Below are 20,794 nucleotides of genomic sequence, written 5' to 3'. Positions count from 1 at the left end.
TTATAAATCGCCTATTGACTCATTTCATACGAAATTTATTTTCGATCGACATTCGACATTTAGCAAAGAACTGAAAGGATCGTTAGCAATAGCATCCGATCCGCGCTCGCAAATGAGCATCTGAATCAAACACCACGGCACTTGCCCGCGTCTCCAGCAGGACTTCCCCTGCGGAGCTGGGCCTCATTCGCCTTGGTCATTTCGCGCCGGATTTGTTATTACCGCTCACTCCCAGATTGCGCGGTAACGCTCTATTTGCATCGGATCACTAACTTTCTATTGAGGTCGACATGAATCGAATTTACCGCTCAATCTGGAACCACTCCACTAGAACCTTCGTCGCGGCACACGAAAACTCGAAAGCTAACGGCAAAAGAGCATCTAAGCTTGCCGTTGCAGTAGGGACTTCGGCTTTCTTGAGTGCACTAATGTCTTCTCCGGATGCATTGGCCGCTGCCCAGAACGAATCCGCATACTTCAATGACGGTGATGAGGGAGCATGTACCGTCGTCACTGATCAGAGTGGGATGAGAGAATTGAGCAACCAAACTTGCGCGCTAAAACTGGGCAACAATGGCGACGCCCTAAGCGTCGGAATGGGTACAGTACAAAAACCAAAAATGGTGTCTAACACTAATGGCCTGTTCGTCTCCGGCGGACTGGAGATCTTCGGCACCAACGTCGCAGCAGGTATGCCCACCGCCTATATTCACGGCGGCCTGAGTCTGTTCAGCGGCGGCACGACGTCAGGTACTGCAAACAAGCTCATTGGCCTTGCGTCAGGCAACGTATCGTCGACCAGCACGGATGGTGTGAACGGCTCGCAACTCTTCAGCCTGGCGCAGTCGGCTTCGACCGCGATTGGTGGCGGTTCGACGGTCAACACGAATGGCACGATCTCGGCACCAACGTATGCGCTCGAAGACGGCAAGACGACGCTCAACAACGCAGGTGCAGCCATCTCCAACATCGACGACCGTGTCAGCAACCTCACGGACCAGATCAACGGTGGCGAAATCGGACTGGTTCAGCAGGATGCGGCGACGCGCAGCATCACCGTCGCGAAAGACACCGACGGTACGAGCGTGAATCTCATCGGCACGGCAGGCGCGCGCAAGCTCACGGGGGTCGCTGTCGGTGACGTGAGTGCTTCGAGCGTTGACGCGATCAACGGCTCACAACTGTTCAACTCAGCTAAATCGACGGCAGACGCATTCGGTGGCGGCTCGACGGTCAACAGCAATGGCACGATCTCGGCACCGTCATACGTACTCGACGGCGGTAAGACCACGCTCAACAATGCCGGCGATGCATTCACCAACATTGATGGCCGCACCACGCAGAACACCGCCGATATCAGCACTATCTCGAACCAGATCAACAACGGTGAAATCGGTCTGGTCCAGCAGGATGCAACAACGCGCACTATCACCGTCGCGAAGGACACGGACGGCGCGAGCGTCAACATCACGGGCACAGCCGGCGCTCGCAAGCTGACGGGTGTCACCGCTGGTGATGTGAACGCATCGAGTGTGGACGCAGTCAACGGCTCGCAAATGTTCGCCGCAGCCCAATCGACAGCAGATGCACTGGGGGGCGGCTCGACAGTCAACGTCGACGGCACGGTCTCGAAGCCGACCTATGTGGTCGACGGTGGAAGCAAGACGCTCAACAACGCGGGCGACGCCATTACCAACATCGACAGCCGCACCACGCAGAACACCGCAGACATCACGAACATCAACAACTCGCTGAACGACATCACCAACGGCGGCGGCATCACCTACTTCCACGCCAACTCGGATCTCGCGGATTCGAAGGCAGAAGGCGTCGACTCGATAGCAATTGGCGGCGCAGCCTTCGCTTCAGGCATGAACGCCATTGCCATGGGCAGCAGCGCACAGGCCACGTTCAACAACGCGATGGCGCTCGGCACAGGCTCGATTGCGTCGGCAGAGAATGCAGTCGCGCTCGGCCAGGGATCGGTAGCAGATCGCGCAAACGCTGTCTCCGTGGGTTCGGCGGGCAACGAACGCCAGATCACCAACGTCGCGGCCGGCACCGCTGCAACCGATGCCGTCAACGTCGCGCAGCTCAACGAAGTCGACAGCAAGATCGGCCAGGTCGATCAGGGCTCGGTGAAATACGACACGAACCCCGACGGCACGACGAACTACAGCAGCGTGACGATGGGCGGCGAGAACGCAACGGAGAGCACGGCCATCCACAACGTCGCGGCGGGTACGGAAGGCACGGACGCTGTGAACGTGAATCAGATGAACGAGGCCATCGCCAACGCCGCGCTCGACCTGAAGGACGGCACGGACGATTCGATGTTCTCCGCCAATGGCGACGTCAACACCGAAGGATCGGTCGCAACGGGCACGCACGCAACGGCGATGGGCGCGACCGCAAACGCGAGCGGCACCCAGTCGGTTGCCTCGGGATACAACGCGCAGGCCAGCGGCGCAAACTCGATGGCGATGGGCGCAAACTCGAAGGCAATGGCAGATAACTCAGTTGCATTGGGTGCAGATTCGGTGGCGGATCGCGCGAACACGGTGTCGGTGGGTTCGTCGGGTAACGAACGCCAGGTCGCCAACGTCGCAGCAGGCACGGCGACGACGGATGCAGTGAACGTCGGTCAGTTGAACAACTCGATTGCTGCCGCCGTGGGCGATCTGCCCGCAGGCACGAGCGCAAAGCAGTACACCGATCAGCAGATCAACATGGTCCAGCAAGGTGTCAGCGATGTGGCGCGCAATGCCTATTCGGGCATCGCGGCAGCAACCGCGCTGACGATGATTCCCGACGTCGATCCCGGCAAGACGATTGCGGTCGGTATCGGCACTGGCTCGTACCAGGGCTATCAGGCTGCTGCGCTGGGTGCTTCGGCACGCATTACGCCCAACATCAAGGTCAAGCTCGGCGCAGGTATCAGCGGGCAGGGCACGACGTTCGGTGCCGGTGCGTCGTACCAGTGGTGATCTGAAGACACTCGCCAGGGCGGCGCAGTAGCTGCCGCCTGAGTGTCTGCTTCACGAATCCGGTGCTTTAAAAGAAAACAGGCTCCCCGATCGGGGAGCCTGTCTGCTTCTTGCACATGCCAGCAAAAAAACTTAACGCATCAGTTCATCGAAACTCGACAGCAACCGGTCGATATCCGGCGCATGAATCGCACCCATCGTCGAGATGCGGAACAGTTCTTTCGAAAGACCGCCCTGCCCCGCATAGATCACATAACCGCGAGCCTTCAGCGCATCATGCAGTTGCTCGTACGAAATGCCCTTCGGCAAGCGATACGCACGCAGCACAACCGACGACTCCTCTGCCGGCAACACGCTATCCATCCCACGCGCGGCGAGACCGGCGCGAGCCTGCTCGGCAAGCGCTGCATAACGCTGATGACGTGCCTTCCAGCCACCTTCTTCATCGAGTTCGCGCAATGCTTCGACCAGCGCATAGTACGCGTGAACAGAAGGCGTAAACGGCGTATTGCGCTGATCCTGCAGGTTGGCAAGCCGCACCAGACCAAGGTAGTAAGTGCGGCTGGCCGCCACCGCCAGCGCATCGCGCCGCACGATCACGAACGCCGCGCCCGGCACGCCATGCAGACATTTGTTCGCCGTCGCAGCGACAGCCACGATCGTGCCTTCCGCGAAGTCGATCGCTTCAGCGCCAAAGCTGCTCACACCATCGACCAGCATTTTCACGTTACGCGCACGGCACACCTGAGCGAGCGCCTTCAGATCGTTCAAACGTCCCGTCGTCGTCTCATGATGAATCACGGCGACATGCGTAATCGACCTGTCTTCATCGAGCGCAGTGGCGATACGCGCGAGGTCGGGCGCCTGCATCCATTCATGCTTGACGATGCTGTGCGCGATCCCGTATTGCGCTGCGATCTGCGAAATGCGCTCGCCGTACACGCCGTTTTCGACGATCAGCAGCTTGCCATTTTCCGGCACCAGCGCCGCGATCATGCTTTCGACGGCCGCCGTGCCCGAGCCTGTCATCAGCACCGCGCTCCATTGCGCGGGATCGAGGTCATACAGTCTGATCAGACGCGCACGCGCTTCATCCTGCAGATCGAAAAACTCGCTCTCGCGATGGCACAGATCCGTTTGCAGCAGGCTATTGCGCACGCGCTCGGTCAGCGTGACGGGACCAGGATTCATCAGCAGCATCAGCGTGCTCCTTCGTTCGTGCCAGCGGTCGCGATGTGGCGCATCAAGCGCGTCTTCACATCGGGCGGCGTAATGGTCGGGCGCGGCAGGCCGTCCGGCGTGCCACGGCGAATCGCGACGCGCACGAAGCGCGGACCGTCGAGCAGCGGCGACGCGAATACATCGTCGATCAGGCTCACGTCGTCGCCTTCGACAGCCGACGCATAGCCGCACGCCGATGCCACACCCGCAAACGACACCTGCGGCGACACCGTCGATTGCCCACCTGTCGAGTCGTGCGCGCCGTTGTCGAGCAGGATGTGCGTGAGGTTCGATGGACCATACGCGCCGAGCGTCGCGAACACGCCCATGCGCATCAGCGCCGCACCATCGCCGTCAAGCGCGACGACATGCAGATCGGGACGCGTCAGCGCGAGGCCCAACGCGAACGGCGTGAGACAGCCCATCGAGCCGACCATGTACAACTGATTCGGCCTGTCATCGATGGCATACAGCTCGCGTCCGCAAAATCCCGTCGATGCCAGCACCACCGTCGAATTCAGCGGCGTATGCGCGATCACGCGTTGCAAGGCTTCGTTGCGCGTCGGCAGTGCGTCAGACTCAACGTCACGCGAGACATCACGCGCGGCACGCACTTCACGCTTCGCCGCACGACCCGAGTCCTTCAACTCATACGGCGCGACGCTGCCCTTCTGCATCACTAGCGCATACGGGCGACCGGTTGCATCCATGTGCGCAATTGCACGATCTAGCGCAGGGCCAATCGCTTCCGCTCCCGTCGGGAACGTCTCCCAAGGAATTTCCATCGTGTCGAGCATGGCCGGCGTGATGGGACCCATCAGCTGATGCTGCGGCTCATCCGACACACCGGGCTGGCCGCGCCACGTGACGATCAGCAACTGCGGCAGCTTGAACGTCCATGTCAGCGACGTCAGCGGACTCACGGCATTGCCGAGACCCGAGTTCTGCATCATCGTCACGCCGCGGCGGCCATTCTGCGCGCCGAGCGTCACGCCAGCGATAAACGCAACCGCATCGCCCTCATTCGCCGCCGACACGTAATGCAGCTTCGGATCCTGCAGCACGTAGTTGATGAACGGCGTCAGATACGAGCACGGCACGCCTGCATACCAGTCGAAGCCACGCTCGCGCGCCGCTTCGACAAACTGTGCTGCCTCGATCATTGCGCGGCGCCTCCCGCTGCATCGCCCTTCGCGAGCGGCGTGGCTTCGTGCGCGAAGTCGCCTGCACGGCGGAAATCTTCGAGGTCGTTCACACCGCGCCAGTGGCCGTGCACGTATTGCACTTCGATCTGCTCACCCGCTTCGATCAGCGCATTCAGCAGCGCGGGCATATCGAGCGAATCGAAATCGGGGCGTGCGCGCAGCGTGTTCATCACGGCTTGCAGACGCTCGCGGCCCGCGCCGCGCACGTTCAAGAGACCAATCCAGCGGCCGTTCGGCGCTTCGCCCTTCACGTCGCCTTCGTTGTTCGCCACACGGCGCAGCAGCACCTTGTTGCCGAACAGGCCGCGATCGTCGCCTGCCGAGCACCACGCGAAATCGCGCACGCTCTGGTTCGTCGCGCCCGCTTCGGCGACCGTCGTCGAATCGACCACCACGCTGAACGGCGCTTCGCTATCCACCAGATCGCGCACGATGTAGCTGCGGAACAGCAGGTCGCCGTACGAGATCACCGTGTCGTTCTGAAGACCATCGACTGCGCACGCGAGCGACGCCAGTTCGCCCGTCTGTTCGTGACGCTCGTTGACGACGAGCTTGATGCCTGCCGTGTCGATCGCATCCGCGCGATAGCCGCCAACCACGGTAATGTCGTTGAGGCCCTGCTTCTTGAACGCATCGACGAGCCAGCGCAGCAGCGGCTTGCCCGCGATGGGCAGCATGACCTTCGGACGGTCCGTCGTGACGGCTTCGAGGCCCTTGCCGCGGCTTGCCGCGAGCACGACAGCCGAACCCGCCGCACGCGACGACGACAGATAGCGCTCTTCCGCTTCCGAGTATTCGTCGGCGTTCTGCAGACGGAAGATTTCGTTGACGGTCGCAATGCGGTCTTCAACGTTGACGAGCGTCTGGCTCTCGTAGATTTCCTTCACGACGGCCTGCATCGCCGAGGTCGCGGCGCGAATCTGATGGTTCGCCCAGATCACCGTGCTGATGCCTGCCTTGCGGAACACTTCCGTCGGCGTGCTGTAGTACTTGGTCGGCACGATCACGAGCGGACCGCGGCCTGCCCATTCGCGTGCGAATTCGAGAATCTCGTCGGGGCGCGACAGCTTGCTGTGAATCAGGATGGCGTCCGCGCCTGCCTGGCGATACGCTTCCGCGCGCTTGAGCGCCTCGTCCATGCCCCAGCCTGCGATCAGCGCTTCGACGCGCGCGACGATCGAGAAATCGTCGTCCGTCTGCGAGTCCTTGCCTGCCTTGATCTTGCCGCAGAACTCGTCGATATCCGCGAGCGGCTGCGCTTCGCCCTTGATGAAGCTGTTCGTCTTCGGGAACACCTTGTCTTCGATACACACGCCCGCGATGCCGCGCTGTTCCAGCTTGCGCACGAGACGGCGCACGTTGTTGAAGTTGCCGTAGCCGGTGTCGCCGTCGAGCAGGATGGGCAGATCGCTGGCGTCAGCCATGAATTCGAGCGTGTCGACCACCTGCGTCCAGCTTGCTTCGTTGTTGTCGCGCACACCGTATTGCGCGGAGATCGCGAGGCCCGAACCCCAGATGCCCTTGAAGCCGGCTTCGCGCACGATGCGTGCGGAAATGCCGTTATGCGCTTCCATCAGGAATTCGAGTTCGTTGCTGATGAGCATTTGACGCAGACGTGCGCTGCGCGACAGGGTGGTGAAAGAAGGTTCGCGTGCGTTCATTATGTGTGGCTCCTAGGTCGGCGCGAGTTGGCGCTTCAGCGCTTCAACGCTTGAGTGCTTCTTGCAAAGCTGGTCGCTGCAGTTGCGGCAGGACGTCTTCAGTTGCTCGCGCAACGTCATTGGGAAAATCGATTTCGATCCACGGCAGGCCGGTGACATCGGCGGTATCGAATGCGTGGCTGCGTTCGAGCAGCAGATCGCGCACGGCTTCTTCGTGCGGCAGGTTCGCGCGGCCGCTGTCGATATAGCCCGCCACGATCTCCGCGAAGCGTCGAGCCGCGGCTTCGTTCAAGCGGAAAAAGCCCACCGATTCGCCGATCGTGTCGTAGTCGAGGCCAACCGCGAGTTGCTTGCGCAACTCGACAGGCACGCCGATTTTCAGGCACAGCTTGACGGGTTCATCGCCCGCTTCGAAATCGCGGTCGATCAACAGACGGTTGGCGTGCTCGCCCGCCACGAGTGCGGCCAGCATGCGTTCGTCGTAGAGTACGTCGGCGTCCATCAGCAGCACGTCGCCGCCGCGCGTGAGCGCATCGGCGACCGTGTGCACGGTCAGCACACTGCCCAGATCGAAACGCGGATTGAGCCTGATTTCAGGCACCTTGCGGCCCGCGCGCTTCAACTCGGCTTCGACCTGTTCCGGCTGGAAGCCGAGCGCGAGGACAACTTCATCGACGCCGACGGCTTCGAGCATCTGCAGGTGACGCTCCAGCAGCGAGACGCCATCAAAGCGCAGCAGACATTTTGGAAACTGCTCCCCCGGCGGTTGCTGGAGTCGCAAGCCGAGGCCTGCGGCAAGAATGATTGCTCGCATTCGATTTCCAGGGAAAGGATGAAATGGTTTTTTGGCTCTTTTAATTGGCATTCGAAAGGACTTTCACGCGGCGCGCAAAAGGCGTCCCGGCGGGCCAAAAATGGCGACTATATCGGAATTGAGAACGGATTGCAGATCAGCTGGGCAGGTGTTGGCAATTGATGGAATTAGTTTGAAAAATGTGGTGATTTTGTTTGAAATCGACGCGGATTGCCCTGTCTCAGCGACGAACCGGTATGCTGCATTTTCAGTAAATGGGAGAGATACGTTTCATGAGCAAAGGAGCGGGCCGATCGGTGACCATCGCGCCGGAAAAGCAGCAGGCGCATCGATCGATAGGCCAGAGATACTTCAACTCACTCGTCAAGCAGATCGAAAACCGGCGCGGCTGGCTTGCGCAATGGGAAGCCTTCACACCCGTTTTCCAGAAGAAGTTTGTCGACGTGCTGGTGCCGTTGCGGAACGCGTCGCGGCAAGCGCAGCTGAAGTTCATTCACCGGCTCGACGCGGTGCACGGCGATAAAGGTCTGAATGCCGTCGACCGCCGCGCGATTTCGGAGCTGATCGCCGATCTGTTGCAGCCCATGCTCGGGCATGACAACGACGATACCTTGCAGTCGATCTACGACCGTCACGCCCCGACCCGCGAAGACGTGCCTGCCGGGATCGACGTCGAAGGTATGCGAGCCGCTATCGAAGAGATGCTCGGCGTCGAACTGAAAGACGATATGGTCTCGCCGCAGGAACTCCTGAAGTACGCGTCCGAGACGTTCGCGAAGCTGCGCGCCGAAGCAATGCAGAAAGCGCAGGCGCGCGAGGAGCGTCGCGCGAAGCGCAAGAAGACACCGAAGCAGCTTGCCGCCGAAGCGCGCAAGGAAGCGGCGCAAGTGGAGATCAGCCAGTCGTTGCGCGACGTTTATCGCAAGCTGGCGAGCGCGTTGCATCCCGATCGCGAGCCCGATGCGGAAGAACGCGTGCGCAAGACGGCATTGATGCAGCGGGTCAACGAGGCGTACGCGAATCGCAAACTGCTGCAGTTGCTGGAGTTGCAACTGGAACTCGAACACATCGACCAGACCACCATCGACGGCATTAGCGAAGCAAAGCTCGCGCACTATAACCAGGTGTTGCGCGAGCAACTCGGCGAACTGGATCGCGAACTCTCGGACGTCCAGCAAAAGTTCAAAAGCGCTTATGGCTTTCCGTGCCGCACGCCCGCCATCTCGCCTCTGTTCGCGATGGAAGATCTCGACGACGAGATCGCGCAGCGTGAACAGCTGATCCGCAAGATTGAAGATGACCTGCCCGTGTTCGACGACATCAAGCAAACCAAAGCCTGGCTCAAGGCACTCAAGCGCACCCAGCCCGTCTGATCCCGCCCGACCTCTGCCCTCACAGGCGGACCCGCCCAGCTTCACTTCATACCAATACGCGCGATGCCCATTACGGGTTTCCCCGGCTGCTGCAACCGTTTGCGGCAGCCGTAAACCCTGTCAGGCATTGCCTTCTTCTGCCTTTATCTATCCCGCATCAGCCCCGAAGACCGCCTTACGCCACTCCTGCCGCCGCAAGCACACCACATCATGACCCTGAACAAGAAACTCGCCTCGATGATCGCCATCCTGTGGATCGGCCTCGTGCTCATTGGCGCGTTCGGCGCGTGGCAAAGCCGCTCGTCGATGATCGCCCAGCGCCGTGATCAGTTGACGACCCTCGTCGAGCAGGCCAATTCGATCGTCAACCGCTACTACGCGCTGTCGCAGCAACACGCGATGAGCGAAGCCGACGCGAAGAAGCAGGCGCTCGACACGCTGTCCGCGCTGCGTTACGGCACCGACGGCTATCTGTCCGTCAACGATTCGCAGCCCGTCATGCTGATGCACCCGTTCAAGCCGGCACTGGTCGGCAAGAACCTGTCGGGCTTCACTGATCCGGCGGGCAACCACCTGTTCGTCGATATCGTCAACGCCGCGAACGCGGGCAAAGGCGGGTTCGTCGATTATCTGTGGTCGAAGCCGGGCAGCGACACGCCCGTGCCGAAGACCAGCTACGCGCTGCGCTTCGCGCCGTGGGACTGGGTGCTGGTCACGGGCATGTACATGGATGACGTGCAGAAAGCCTTCTACGTCGATCTCGGCCGCTGGCTGGTGATCACCTTCGTGCTCGGCGGCATCGCCACGGCCGTGATGGTGCTGGTGCTGCGCAGCGTGAAGCGCACGCTGGGCGGCGACCTCGAAGTCGCCGTCGAAGCCACCCAGCGCATCGCACGCGGCGATCTCGCGACGCCCGTGCCGCTCGCCCACAACGACCGCGCCAGCCTGCTGCACGCGCTGCACACGATGCAACAGGGACTCGTCGATACCGTCTCGCGCGTCCGTACCGGCACCGAGAACATCAACGTCGGCGCGAGCGAAATCGCCGCCGGCAACACCGATCTGTCGCAACGCACGGAAGAACAGGCCGCCGCCCTCGTGCAGACGGCGTCGAGCATGGACGAGATGACCTCGAACGTGAAGCAGAACGCCGACAGCGCCGCGACGGCAGCCGGTCTCGCCAGCGAAGCCGCCGACATCGCGACGCGCGGCAGCCGCGTGGTGGACGACGTGGTCCGCACGATGGGCGACATCACCAGCAGTTCGAAACAGATCGGCGACATCATCGGTGTGATCGACGGCATTGCCTTCCAGACCAACATCCTCGCCTTGAACGCCGCGGTGGAAGCGGCGCGCGCGGGCGAACAGGGCCGTGGCTTCGCTGTCGTCGCGGCGGAAGTGCGCAGCCTCGCGCAGCGCTCGGCGACGGCCGCGAAGGAAATCAAGGCGTTGATCGAGACATCGACGGGCAGTGTCGAGGAAGGCGCGGCGCTGGTTGCGAACGCCGGTTCGACGATGGGCGAGATCGTCGCGTCGGTGCGCCGCGTGAACGAAATTCTCGAGGAAATCAGCCATGCGTCGCGCGAGCAGAGCGCAGGCATCGAGCAGGTGAACCGCGCCGTCGGCGAAATGGATCAGGTCACGCAGCAGAATGCGGCGCTGGTCGAGCAGGCCGCCGCCGCCGCGCATTCGCTCAAGGATCAGGTCGGCAATCTGCGCGAAGCGATTTCGAGCTTCTCGCTGCCGGCGTGATCGAAGAGGTACGAGGAAGTTGACCCTTCTGCACGACGCGGCACCATAAAAAGAAGGCGCTCAATCGAGCGCCTCGTTAACACGCCGCGTCGGAGACGACGCATCAGTTGAACGGGCGAGCGCCGCGGCTTTTCAAAACGATGCACGGCCCGCTACGTGCGCCCGGCCACATTTTGCGCGGCAGCCACATCCGACATACGCGCAAATACCTTGCGTGAAGCTCGCGTACAGATTACGTTCTTATTACAATCTGGTCCATATTCACTGTGGACCGGTTGCCAGAACAGCCGGCTTCCCTCATGAGCCGCAAGCAAAATCACGATCCCTACGCGCCCAACGCGAAGAACCCCGTGCTGGTCGCGCGTCTGCCGATGTGGCGCTCGAAGCTGGTCGTGATCCTCGTGTTCTCGGCCTTCGCTGCGCTGGTCGGCCGCGCGTTCTGGGTGCAGGTCGTCAATCAGGACTTCTACGTCGAGCAGGGGCAAAAGCGCTATCAGCGCACCATCGAACTCGATGCGACGCGCGGGCGTATCGTCGATCGCAATGGCGCGATGCTGGCCGTCAGTCTCGCCACGTACGAGATCTGGGCGTCGCCGAAACTGCTCGACGATGCCGCGTATCCCCCGCTTGCGAAGCTGCTCGATCTGCCGCTCGCCGAACTTACGCGGCGCGTATCCGGTGAAAAGAGCTTCGTGCTGCTCAAGCGTCAGGTCGACGCCGAAACCGCCACGCATATCGACAAGCTCAATCTCGCGGGCATCACGCGCATTGCGGATTCGAAGCGCTTTTATCCCGAGGGCGAATCGGCGGCGCACGTGGTTGGCTTCACCGACATCGAAGACAACGGCCAGGAAGGTATCGAGCTTGCCGCTAACGAACTGCTGTCCGGCGAACCGGGCGAGCGCGAAGTGATCCGCGACCGCCTTGGGCGCGTGGTGTCGGACACGCGGCCTCTCACGCCCGCGCAGAACGGCGCGACGGTGAATCTGACCATCGACCGCCGCATCCAGCAGCTGGCCTACGCACAGTTGAAGGCGGCCGTTGCGAAGCACAGCGCGCAGGCAGGCAGCGTGGTCGTGCTCGACGCACGCAACGGCGAGATCCTCGCGCTCGCCAACTATCCGAGCTGCGATCCCAACGACCGCTCGCGGCTCACGGGCAAGCAGTTGCGCAACCGTGCCGTGGTCGACACCTTCGAGCCGGGATCGACGATCAAGCCGCTGGTGGTCGCGCTGTCGCTCGATCGCGGCCTCGTGCGGCCCGGCACGATGATCGACACGGCACCCGGCTGGTACAAGATCGGCCCGAGCGTGATCCACGACACCTCGAACCATGGCCGCATGACGATTGCCGAAGCGCTGCAGAAGTCGAGCAACATCGCGCTCGCCAAGCTCGCGCTGAACCTGCCCGCCGAAACCATCTGGAACAAGTATCAGGAGTACGGACTGGGGCGCGCGCCCGAACTGACGTTTCCTGGCGTCGCAGCGGGACGCGTGCGCCCGTTCGCGCGCTGGCGCCCCATCGAACAGGCGACCATGGCTTACGGCTATGGCCTGTCGGCGTCGCTGCTGCAGATCGCGCAGGTGTACACGGCCTATGCGGGCGACGGCACGCTGCATCGCGCGTCGCTGCTGCGCGATCCGGCTCGCGCCGCCGCCGATGACCCGCGTGTGACGACGCCCGCCACCGCCGCCTCGATCCGCTCGATGCTCGAAATGGCGACCAGCGAGGGCGGCACCGGGCGCGCAGCGAATGTCGATGGCTATCGCATCGGCGGCAAGACGGGCACCGCGCGCAAGCAGGTCGGCGCGGGCTACGCGAAGGGTCGCTACCGCTCGCTGTTCGTCGGCATGGCGCCGATGAGCGATCCGCGCCTGGTGGTTGCCGTGATGATCGACGATCCTGCCGGACGTGCGGTCTATGGCGGCACGGTGGCAGGCCCGGTGTTCAGCGCGGTGACGGGCGGCTCGCTGCAACTGCTCGGCGTGCCGCCCGATGCGCCCACGAAAACGCCCGCTTCGGAAGTGACGTTCGCACCGGGCGTCTAGCGCATTCAGCCCGCGTCATTCACGCGCGGCTCCGCAGCCAAAGCACGCAGATCGCGCGCGACCTCGTCCATGACCGGCTGCCATTGCGCGAACTCGCGCTGCCGATACAAGGTGGCTGTCGGATACCACGGGCTGTCGCGCCGGTCCGTCATCCACGTCCAATACGGATTCACGTCGAGCAGCACCCACGTGCGCTGCCCGAGCGCGCTCGCCAGATGCGCCGCCGACGTGCACACGCTGATCACCAGGTCCAGTTCGCTGACAAACGCGGCCGTATCGTCGAAATCGCGCCACTCGTTCGTGAAGTCGGCGATGGGCAGACCGGCTGCGCGCGCGGCTTCCACATCGGTGGTCGCGCCTGGCTGCAGCGAATAGGCCGCGACGCCTTCTATGTCACGGAACGCCTGCGCATATCGTTGCGTGCCGACGCGCCTGAAGCGGTTGCGTCCGTGATTCAGGCTGCCCGTCCATGCGAGGCCGACCTTGAGGCGCTTTTCATCGGCGAGGCGCGCACGCCATGCGTTGCGCCGCGCGTCGTCCGCATGCAGATACGGCACGCCGGAGGGAATTGAATCGACGCGCGTGCCGAGCATCAGCGGCGCGCTCACAAGCGGCAATTCGAAATCGAACGGCGGCAACGCATCGATCTCGCGCGCCGCCGAATACACATCGACGTGCATGCCGAAGCTGCGCGGCAACAACGCGCCCATCTGCGGAAATGAATTCCACACGATATGCCCGCCTTCGCGATGCACGCGCTGCGCAAGCAGCGGAATGAAGCGGCAAAACTGCAGCACGTCGCCCATGCCCTGCTCGCCCCACACGAGCAACGTTTTCCCTTCCAGCGATTCGCCGCGCCACTGCGGCTTGCCGAACTGCGGGCGGCCACTCGTCAGCATGCTCGCAGGATCGTTCCAGCGCGCTTCGTGAGCGAGCCAGCCGTCGGCATAGTTACCGCGCAACAGATGCAGCACGCCCAGCGAAGTTTGCAGCGAGGCGTTGTCAGGCGCGCGTGCGCACGCTGCTGCCGCGTGCGTCTGCGCCTCGTCCCACTGTTGCGCTTCCTTCAAGGCCTGCGCGAGATTGCCATGCGCCACTGCACTGTCCGCATCGAGTTCGACAGCGCGGCGTGCCGCCGCAAGCGCACCGTCGAGATCGAAGCACGCACGCCGCGCACTCATCAGGTTGATCCACAGATCGAAGTCCGAAGGATCGGCCGCGACGGCCGCTTCGAGCAACTGGCGCTCTTCTTCGACATCGCCGCCCGTGAGGTTCAGCGCAATCGCAAGGTTCTTGCGCAACTGCGGAAACGCTGGATCGAGTGACAGCGCATGACGATACGGCGCGAGCGCATCGCCATGCCGGTTCGCCATCTGCAGCGCGTAGCCCGCGCGCATGCTGGCCGCCGCACTATGCGGCTCCAGTTGCGCGACGGTTTCCACCAGCGCGACGGCTTGTGCCGTGTCCTGCTGCGCGAGCAGATCGAGCATGAGCCGGTCGATCGACACACCGTCCATCGGCTGAAGATGCGAGGCCGCTTCGAGCCACAGCGCGCGCGCACGCGCATCGTTATCGGCTTGCGCCTGAACGGCGTAGCGCAGGAAGGTTAGAAACGAAGCAAAAGTCGGCGACATGAGAACGATGCGTGGCGTTGAACGATGTGTGGCATCGGCGCAAGGCATGGCGCGCCGCGTCGCTCATTCTCGGACTGACGCGCCCGGCTGTCGTAAAGAATCGTCAAGTCCTGACGCAATATCAAATGTCAGATGTGAAAAACACCTTGTTTAAAGCCCTGCCGTCAAACCCTTGCCCGATACGATCCCGCCCCGTTTGCACGCCGTTTTAAACGGTTCCTGCGTCTAAAGTCACCGCGCATCACGCCGATATTCCGGCAGAGGCAAGCGCCTCGCCTGTTGCTTCAGCGTTCACGTAGTCAGTTTCGCCTTGTGCGTCGACCTCGCGAATCCGCTTTGCGCACATCACCGACTGACACGTCGGCGCGAATCACATGAGCGCGCCGCACACACCGGCGAAGCCGGAAAGGAACCCGCAATGGGCAGCCCGCGCACGACCTCGAAATCGGCACGTATCGCGAGCGTCACGCTCGCCTCGGCGTTCACCCTGACGCTTGCCGCAACACTCGCCGCATGCGGCGGCGGAGGCGGCGGCAACGCGCCCGTCTCGAACACGGCCAAAGGCACGCCCGCCAGCACCAGCCCGTCGAACGTCGCCGCCGACGGCAAGCTGCACGCCGCCTGCCAGTCCTGCTCGGCCAGCGACGATTCGACCTACGCAGGCAGCGGCACCGGCGTCTGGCAGGCGATCAATCCGACGGGCGCCGCGCTCGACGTGCCGGTGAGCATCAAGGGTCTGTCCGGCCAGAACGTGACACTCGTGTTCACGAACGAAAGCACCAGCACGCAGACCATGTCGCCGATTTCGCTGAGCGCGAACATGTCGTCGTCGATCCTGCGCGCACAATCGCAATCGGCCTCGACGGGCGCCGCAACGACCACGAGCGAAAGCCCCACGCTCGCCGCGATCCGCGACTTCAACTATCAGGGCTGGACCTCGCTCGCGAAGAATCAGGTCGCCGCAACCGCGCGGTATTCGACCAACGGCTCATCGACGCCAAGCTATCAGGTTGGCGACACGCGCACGTTCTACTACGCCGACAACTCCGCGCGCACCACGACGCTCGAGCAAACCGCCACCACTTCCGACGGCACGACCGTCAACCTGTGGGTCGAATCGTCGGAACTCGGCACGTCGAAAATCTCGCCGCAGATCATCAGTTCGCTGATCACGCAGTACGCGCAATCGGGCGGCATCTACGACATGCTGGTGCGTGTGGGTGGCCCGCTGTATGGTCCTAACAGCCAGTCGAGCCTGATCGACGGATCGCATCAGCCGATCGATCTCGTCGTGATGAACTTCGACAACAACGGCCAGCCGTACGGCCTGCTCGGCTATTTCTGGGCACTCAACAACTTCAAGACGGGCGCGGGTCAGCTTGCTTATAGCAATCAGTCCGTCTCTCTCTATCTCGACTCCGAAACGCTCTATCTGGGCGGCACGTACGGCATGAACCAGATGCTAACGACGATGGCGCACGAGAGCATGCACATGCAGAACTTCTATCGGCGCTCGGTGCTGATGGGCGCGCAATACGCGTACGAACCTTGGCTCGAAGAGATGTCGGCGATGATGATGGAAGACTGGGCCAGCGCCACCATCGTGCCCGGCTACAACGCTATCCGCGATGCGCGCTTCGTCACGTACATGACGTATCAGGGCCACGGCAGCTATAACTGCGGACTGACGACGTGGACACCGTACGCGACAGACTGCGAGAGTTACGCGGTGAACGGTTCGTTTGGCGGCTATCTGAACCGGCAGCTTGGCCTGTCGTTCTACCAGTCGCTGCTGACCAACAAGAATCACACCGCTTCCATCGACATCCTCAACGAGGTGATCGGCAATGCGCAGGCAGGCGCGACCGTGCCTTCGATGCTGCGTGATTTCGCCTCGGCGGCGAGCGGGCTGGTGCCTTTGTCGTCGAACGTATCGAGCTTCATCATGCCGGCGCGCAACGAAGGCGGCTTCACCTTGCCAGCGATCGATCCCACCGCGCTCTACAACGGCGTGACGCGCGATCTGCCCAGCTCTGTTCCCTCGACGCTCGCCGTGCTCGGTACGTTCCCCGTCGTGCGCTCGCACGTGAGCGGCACGTATGGCGAAACCGTGCGCGTGCCCGTAGGCGCGACGCTGTCGATCGTGATCGACTGAACAGCGCACGAGTGTGCTTCAATGAGCCGAACCGATTGCGAGGCCAACCCGTGAATCTCAGACGACTCGTTGCACCATGCGCCCTCGCGCTCATGCAGGCAGCCTGCGCCACGCCGATGCAAACAGGAGAAACCGTCGACCTGTCGGGGCGGCTCGCGCTGCGCGGCAACGAGCCGTTCATCTATGCCGTCGTCTACGATGCGCGCGGCGTGTTCGAACTGGAAGGCGTCACGCGCGAGCAGGCGTTGTCGCTGCAAAACCAGCAGGTGACGGTTCACGGCACCGTCACTCGCGCGCAAGTGCTAGGCGCGCAATTGCCCGCCTTACATGTCGATTCGCTGCACACCGTGACGCCCGCCAGCGCGCCTTCCGCACCCGCCTCTCAATGACGGGAACCGCGCAGCGCCGTGTGCCGAGTTAACAATTCGGCCAATATCGCCTTTCAGCCTGCCATCTTCTCGTAACAGCATCGAAAGCTACACGACTCCATAGGTTCACACCCGGATGGTTCAATGCGGTCGCGTCGGCATAGCCGACATGCGGCCCGCATCCCTCATGCGGATCGTCACCGCGTCGATCTGGCGCGTACACGATAAGACCGCCCCGAAACACAACGAACAAACATCCCCGGGAGCTACGTCATTATGTTTCGCCGAGCTTTGATAGCCGTTCCATGCGCCGGTTTGGCGCTGTCGTTGTTCGCTTGTGGCAGCGATCACGACAACACGACTGCGCAAGACAAGCTGCAAACCGCAACACCCATCAAGCACGTCGTCGTGATCTACGGCGAAAACGTGTCCTTCGATCACTACTTCGGCACCTATCCGAACGCGACGAACCCGGCTGGCGAGCCGGCGTTCACACCCGCGGCAGGCACGCCGGCAGCCAACGTCCTCACCGACGCGCTGATCAACAACAACCCGAACAAGACCAACACGGCCAACGGCGCAGGCGCTGCGAATCCGTTCCGTCTGGACCGCACGCAGGCAGCCACCGCCGACCAGAACCACTCGTACACGCCGGAGCAGCAGGCGCAGAACAACGGCGCGGGCGACCTGTTCCCGTTGTTCACGGGTAAGGGCACGAGCGGCGGCGCAGGCGCATTCGGCACGACGGGCCAGGTGATGGGCTTCTTCGACGGCAACACCGTCACGGGCCTGTGGAACTACGCGCAGAAGTTCGCGATGAGCGATAACGCGTGGACGGCAACGTACGGTCCGTCGACACCCGGCGCACTCGAAGTCGTGTCCGGCCAGACCAACGGCGTGCAGATCCTGAAGACCACGGCAGTTGCCTCGACGCTCGCCAAGAGCTCGTTCTTGATCAACGATGGCCAGGGCGGCATCACGATGATCAACGACGTCGACCCGGGCAACGACGTGTGCTCCAGCACGACCGATCAGGCCATGATGACGGGCAAGAACATCGGCGATCTGCTGAACGCGAAGGGCATCACGTGGGGCGGCTTCATGGGCGGCTTCAACCTCGCGACGGTGAATTCGAACGGCACGACGGGCTGCAAGCGCAGCACGATCGCCACGGCTGTGGGCGCCGCGACGGCGGATTACATCCCGCACCACAACTGGTTCCAGTACTACACGTCGACGGCGAATCCGCAGCACACGCGCCCGAGCTCGACGGCCGCTATCGGCTTCAGCACGGAAACGGACGGCAAGACGGCTGAACCGGCGAACCACCAGTACGACACGGACGATTTCTTCGCGTCGGTGAAGGCGGGCAACTATCCGTCGGTGAGCTTCCTGAAGGCACCGGCTGCGCAGGACGCGCACGCAGGCTACTCCGACCCGCTCGACGAACAGCAGTTCGTCACCAAGGTCGTGAACTTCCTGCAGCAGCAGAAGGACTGGAGCAGCACGGCCGTGATCGTCACGTATGACGACTCGGACGGCTGGTACGACCACGTCTATATGCCGCCCGTCACGTCGTCGTTCGATGCGCAGGCCGACCAGCTCAACGGCGCAGGCGTGTGCGGCACGGGCACGCAGCCGGCAGGCGTCACCGGCGGTGCAGTGAATGGCCGCTGCGGTCCCGGCACGCGCATTCCGTTCCTCGTGATCTCGCCGTGGGCGAAGACGAACTATGTCGATCACACGTTCGTCAATCAGGCATCCGTGGTGCGCTTTATCGAGGACAACTGGTTGAGCGGCCAGCGCCTTGGCGGCGGCTCGTTCGACGCGACCTCGGGCAGCATTATGTCGTTGTTCGACTTCTCGAACGGCGGCAAGAACCCGAACCTGTTCCTCGACCAGACGCTAGGCACGCAGGTCAGCTCGGTGCCGACCATCTGATGCCAGTGCGCATCGGAAGCATCGAGCAGTAACAAGCAGCATGGCCGTGTTGCCGACGGGAAACCGTCGCAACACGGCATTTGTCCTTCTGCTCACGTTCTTTTTTGCAGCGCGCCGCGCCGCATGGCGCGCCGGTTTCGAACCCGTCTTCGCATCGCCTACGACCATGACCGAGCTCTCCACGTCGCCCCTGAATCCCACGCCACTTCCGCCGAACAATGCGCCCAGCAGCTCGCCTACGGGCTCGCCCTCGCGCTCGCCACGGCGCACGCTCGCGCTGTGCGCGGCGGCTGTCGTCGTCGCGGCGCTCGGCGTCACGGGGTTCGCGTTTGCGTATCCGCAATACATGCCCGACGCGGTCGGTGAATTCGTCGAGGATCTGACGGGTGCGAACGCGCACCCCGTCGTGCTGCAGCGCCCGGCTGTCGCGCCGCTGTCGGCCGTCGCGATGCTGGGCAAGCAGATTTTCTTCGATACGTCGCTGTCGGCATCGGGCAAGCAGTCGTGCGCGACGTGCCACAGCCCGGCGCATGCGTATGGCCCGCCGAACGATCTCGCCGTGCAGCTCGGCGGCCCGCATATGACGCTGCAGGGTTATCGTCCGCCGCCTTCGCTGATGTATCTGTCGCGTCAGGCGAATTTCAGCATCGGCCCCGACAGCGCCGAAAACGACGACAACCCGGCCAATCTGACGGCGCTCGCCACGCAGGCGGCGGGCACGCAGCGCGCGCAGAAGACCGCGGGCGCCGCGCCTGCCGCCGCTGAAATGGTGCCGCAGGGTGGCCTCTTCTGGGATGGCCGCGTCGATACGCTGCAGCAGCAGGCGTCCGGCCCGATGCTCAACCCGGTCGAAATGGCGAACAAGGACGAGAGCGAAGTCCTGCAAAAACTGCAGAAAACGCCGTATAGCAAGACCTTCACGCAACTGTTCGGTCCGAACATCTTCAAGGACGAGCGGCTTGCGGTGGCGGAGGCGATGTTCGCGGTCGCGCGCTATCAGGTCGAAGCCCCGTCGTTCCATCCGTACAGCAGCAACTACGACTTGTGGCTGGAGGGCAAGGCGCGTCTGTCGCAGGCGGAACTGCACGGCTTGCGCCTGTTCAACGATCCCGACAAGGCCAACTGCGCCGGCTGCCATCTGTCGAAGCCGAGCCGCGACGGTTTGCCGCCGATGTTCACCGACACCCAGTACGAAGCGCTCGGCGTGCCGCGCAACATGAAGCTCGCGCAGAATCAGGACCCGCACTTCTTCGACATGGGCATCTGCGGTCCCTTCCGTACCGATCTGAAGGACCAGACGCAATACTGCGGGATGTTCCTCACGCCGACCTTGCGCAATACCGCGACGCGGCACGCGTTCTTCCACAACGGCATCTATGACAATCTCGACGACGTGATGGCGTTCTATAACGCGCGCAATACCGATCCCGCGCGCTTCTATCCGAAGGGCGCAGATGGCAAGCCCGAGAAATACAACGATATTCCGGCTGCGTATCGCGCGAATGTCGATGTGAAGGATGCACCGTTCGATCGCAATTTCGGCGACAAGCCGGCCATGACCGATCAGGATATGAAGGACATCATCGCGTTCCTGCATACGCTCAACGACGGCTACGCGGATCAGCACTGAGACGT

13 protein-coding genes are annotated in these 20,794 nt (G+C 62.6%); 8 read left to right on the top strand and 5 right to left on the bottom strand.

What is annotated here, in order from left to right; all coding sequences use genetic code 11:
• Positions 1 to 620 precede the first annotated feature (620 nt).
• On the top strand, positions 621 to 2,987 hold the full coding sequence (locus DK391_RS09505; RefSeq protein WP_162600748.1) for a YadA-like family protein: 2,367 nt from the start codon (positions 621 to 623) through the stop codon (positions 2,985 to 2,987).
• Positions 2,988 to 3,119: 132 nt separating this feature from the next.
• Here the strand turns inward: DK391_RS09505 and DK391_RS09500 are convergent, their stop codons facing one another.
• The 4 genes from DK391_RS09500 to DK391_RS09485 are packed head-to-tail and all read right to left on the bottom strand — an operon-like array spanning position 3,120 to position 7,888.
• Complete coding sequence (locus DK391_RS09500) at positions 3,120 to 4,187, bottom strand: 2-aminoethylphosphonate aminotransferase (RefSeq protein WP_109477755.1); 1,068 nt, start codon at positions 4,185 to 4,187, stop codon at positions 3,120 to 3,122.
• Positions 4,187 to 5,371 carry a phosphonopyruvate decarboxylase gene (gene aepY / locus DK391_RS09495; RefSeq protein WP_109477754.1) on the bottom strand — a complete coding sequence of 395 codons (1,185 nt, stop codon included), beginning with the start codon at positions 5,369 to 5,371 and terminating at the stop codon, positions 4,187 to 4,189. The genes DK391_RS09500 and aepY overlap by 1 nt, the downstream gene beginning before the upstream one ends.
• Positions 5,368 to 7,074: a phosphoenolpyruvate mutase gene (gene aepX / locus DK391_RS09490; protein ID WP_109477753.1), complete on the bottom strand. Its 1,707-nt coding sequence runs from the start codon at positions 7,072 to 7,074 to the stop codon at positions 5,368 to 5,370. The genes aepY and aepX overlap by 4 nt, the downstream gene beginning before the upstream one ends.
• Before the next feature lie 43 nt (positions 7,075 to 7,117).
• Positions 7,118 to 7,888 (bottom strand): phosphocholine cytidylyltransferase family protein, encoded by a 771-nt coding sequence (locus tag DK391_RS09485; RefSeq protein WP_109477752.1) that lies wholly within the window; start codon positions 7,886 to 7,888, stop codon positions 7,118 to 7,120.
• 272 nt (positions 7,889 to 8,160) lie between these two features.
• Between DK391_RS09485 and DK391_RS09480 the strand changes: the two genes are divergently transcribed.
• From DK391_RS09480 to DK391_RS09470, 3 genes are all read left to right on the top strand, one after another.
• Complete coding sequence (locus tag DK391_RS09480) at positions 8,161 to 9,261, top strand: J domain-containing protein (RefSeq protein WP_109477751.1); 1,101 nt, start codon at positions 8,161 to 8,163, stop codon at positions 9,259 to 9,261.
• Between the two features lie 210 nt (positions 9,262 to 9,471).
• A complete protein-coding gene (locus tag DK391_RS09475; protein WP_109477750.1) occupies positions 9,472 to 11,013 on the top strand; it encodes a methyl-accepting chemotaxis protein in 1,542 nt (513 codons plus the stop codon).
• Positions 11,014 to 11,312: 299 nt separating this feature from the next.
• Positions 11,313 to 13,061 (top strand): penicillin-binding protein 2, encoded by a 1,749-nt coding sequence (locus DK391_RS09470; RefSeq protein ID WP_109477749.1) that lies wholly within the window; start codon positions 11,313 to 11,315, stop codon positions 13,059 to 13,061.
• 5 nt (positions 13,062 to 13,066) lie between these two features.
• Here the strand turns inward: DK391_RS09470 and DK391_RS09465 are convergent, their stop codons facing one another.
• Positions 13,067 to 14,695, bottom strand: coding sequence for a tetratricopeptide repeat-containing glycosyltransferase family protein (locus tag DK391_RS09465; RefSeq protein WP_109477786.1), 1,629 nt, complete (start codon positions 14,693 to 14,695; stop codon positions 13,067 to 13,069).
• A gap of 418 nt (positions 14,696 to 15,113) precedes the next feature.
• Between DK391_RS09465 and DK391_RS09460 the strand changes: the two genes are divergently transcribed.
• The 4 genes from DK391_RS09460 to DK391_RS09445 all read left to right on the top strand — a co-directional run bounded on the left by DK391_RS09460 (position 15,114) and on the right by DK391_RS09445 (position 20,789).
• Positions 15,114 to 16,850 carry a hemagglutinin gene (locus DK391_RS09460; protein WP_109477748.1) on the top strand — a complete coding sequence of 579 codons (1,737 nt, stop codon included), beginning with the start codon at positions 15,114 to 15,116 and terminating at the stop codon, positions 16,848 to 16,850.
• Positions 16,851 to 16,966: 116 nt separating this feature from the next.
• Positions 16,967 to 17,239, top strand: a complete 273-nt coding sequence (locus DK391_RS09455) for a hypothetical protein (RefSeq protein ID WP_162600762.1) — start codon at positions 16,967 to 16,969, stop codon at positions 17,237 to 17,239.
• Positions 17,240 to 17,494: 255 nt separating this feature from the next.
• On the top strand, positions 17,495 to 19,159 hold the full coding sequence (locus DK391_RS09450) for an alkaline phosphatase family protein (protein ID WP_109477746.1): 1,665 nt from the start codon (positions 17,495 to 17,497) through the stop codon (positions 19,157 to 19,159).
• Between the two features lie 166 nt (positions 19,160 to 19,325).
• Positions 19,326 to 20,789: a cytochrome c peroxidase gene (locus DK391_RS09445; RefSeq protein WP_109477785.1), complete on the top strand. Its 1,464-nt coding sequence runs from the start codon at positions 19,326 to 19,328 to the stop codon at positions 20,787 to 20,789.
• Positions 20,790 to 20,794: the final 5 nt, after the last annotated feature.

The sequence above is a fragment of the Paraburkholderia sp. C35 genome, assembly GCF_003121405.1.
Classification (GTDB): domain Bacteria; phylum Pseudomonadota; class Gammaproteobacteria; order Burkholderiales; family Burkholderiaceae; genus Paraburkholderia.
This window is presented reverse-complemented; position numbering and strand designations above follow the sequence as displayed.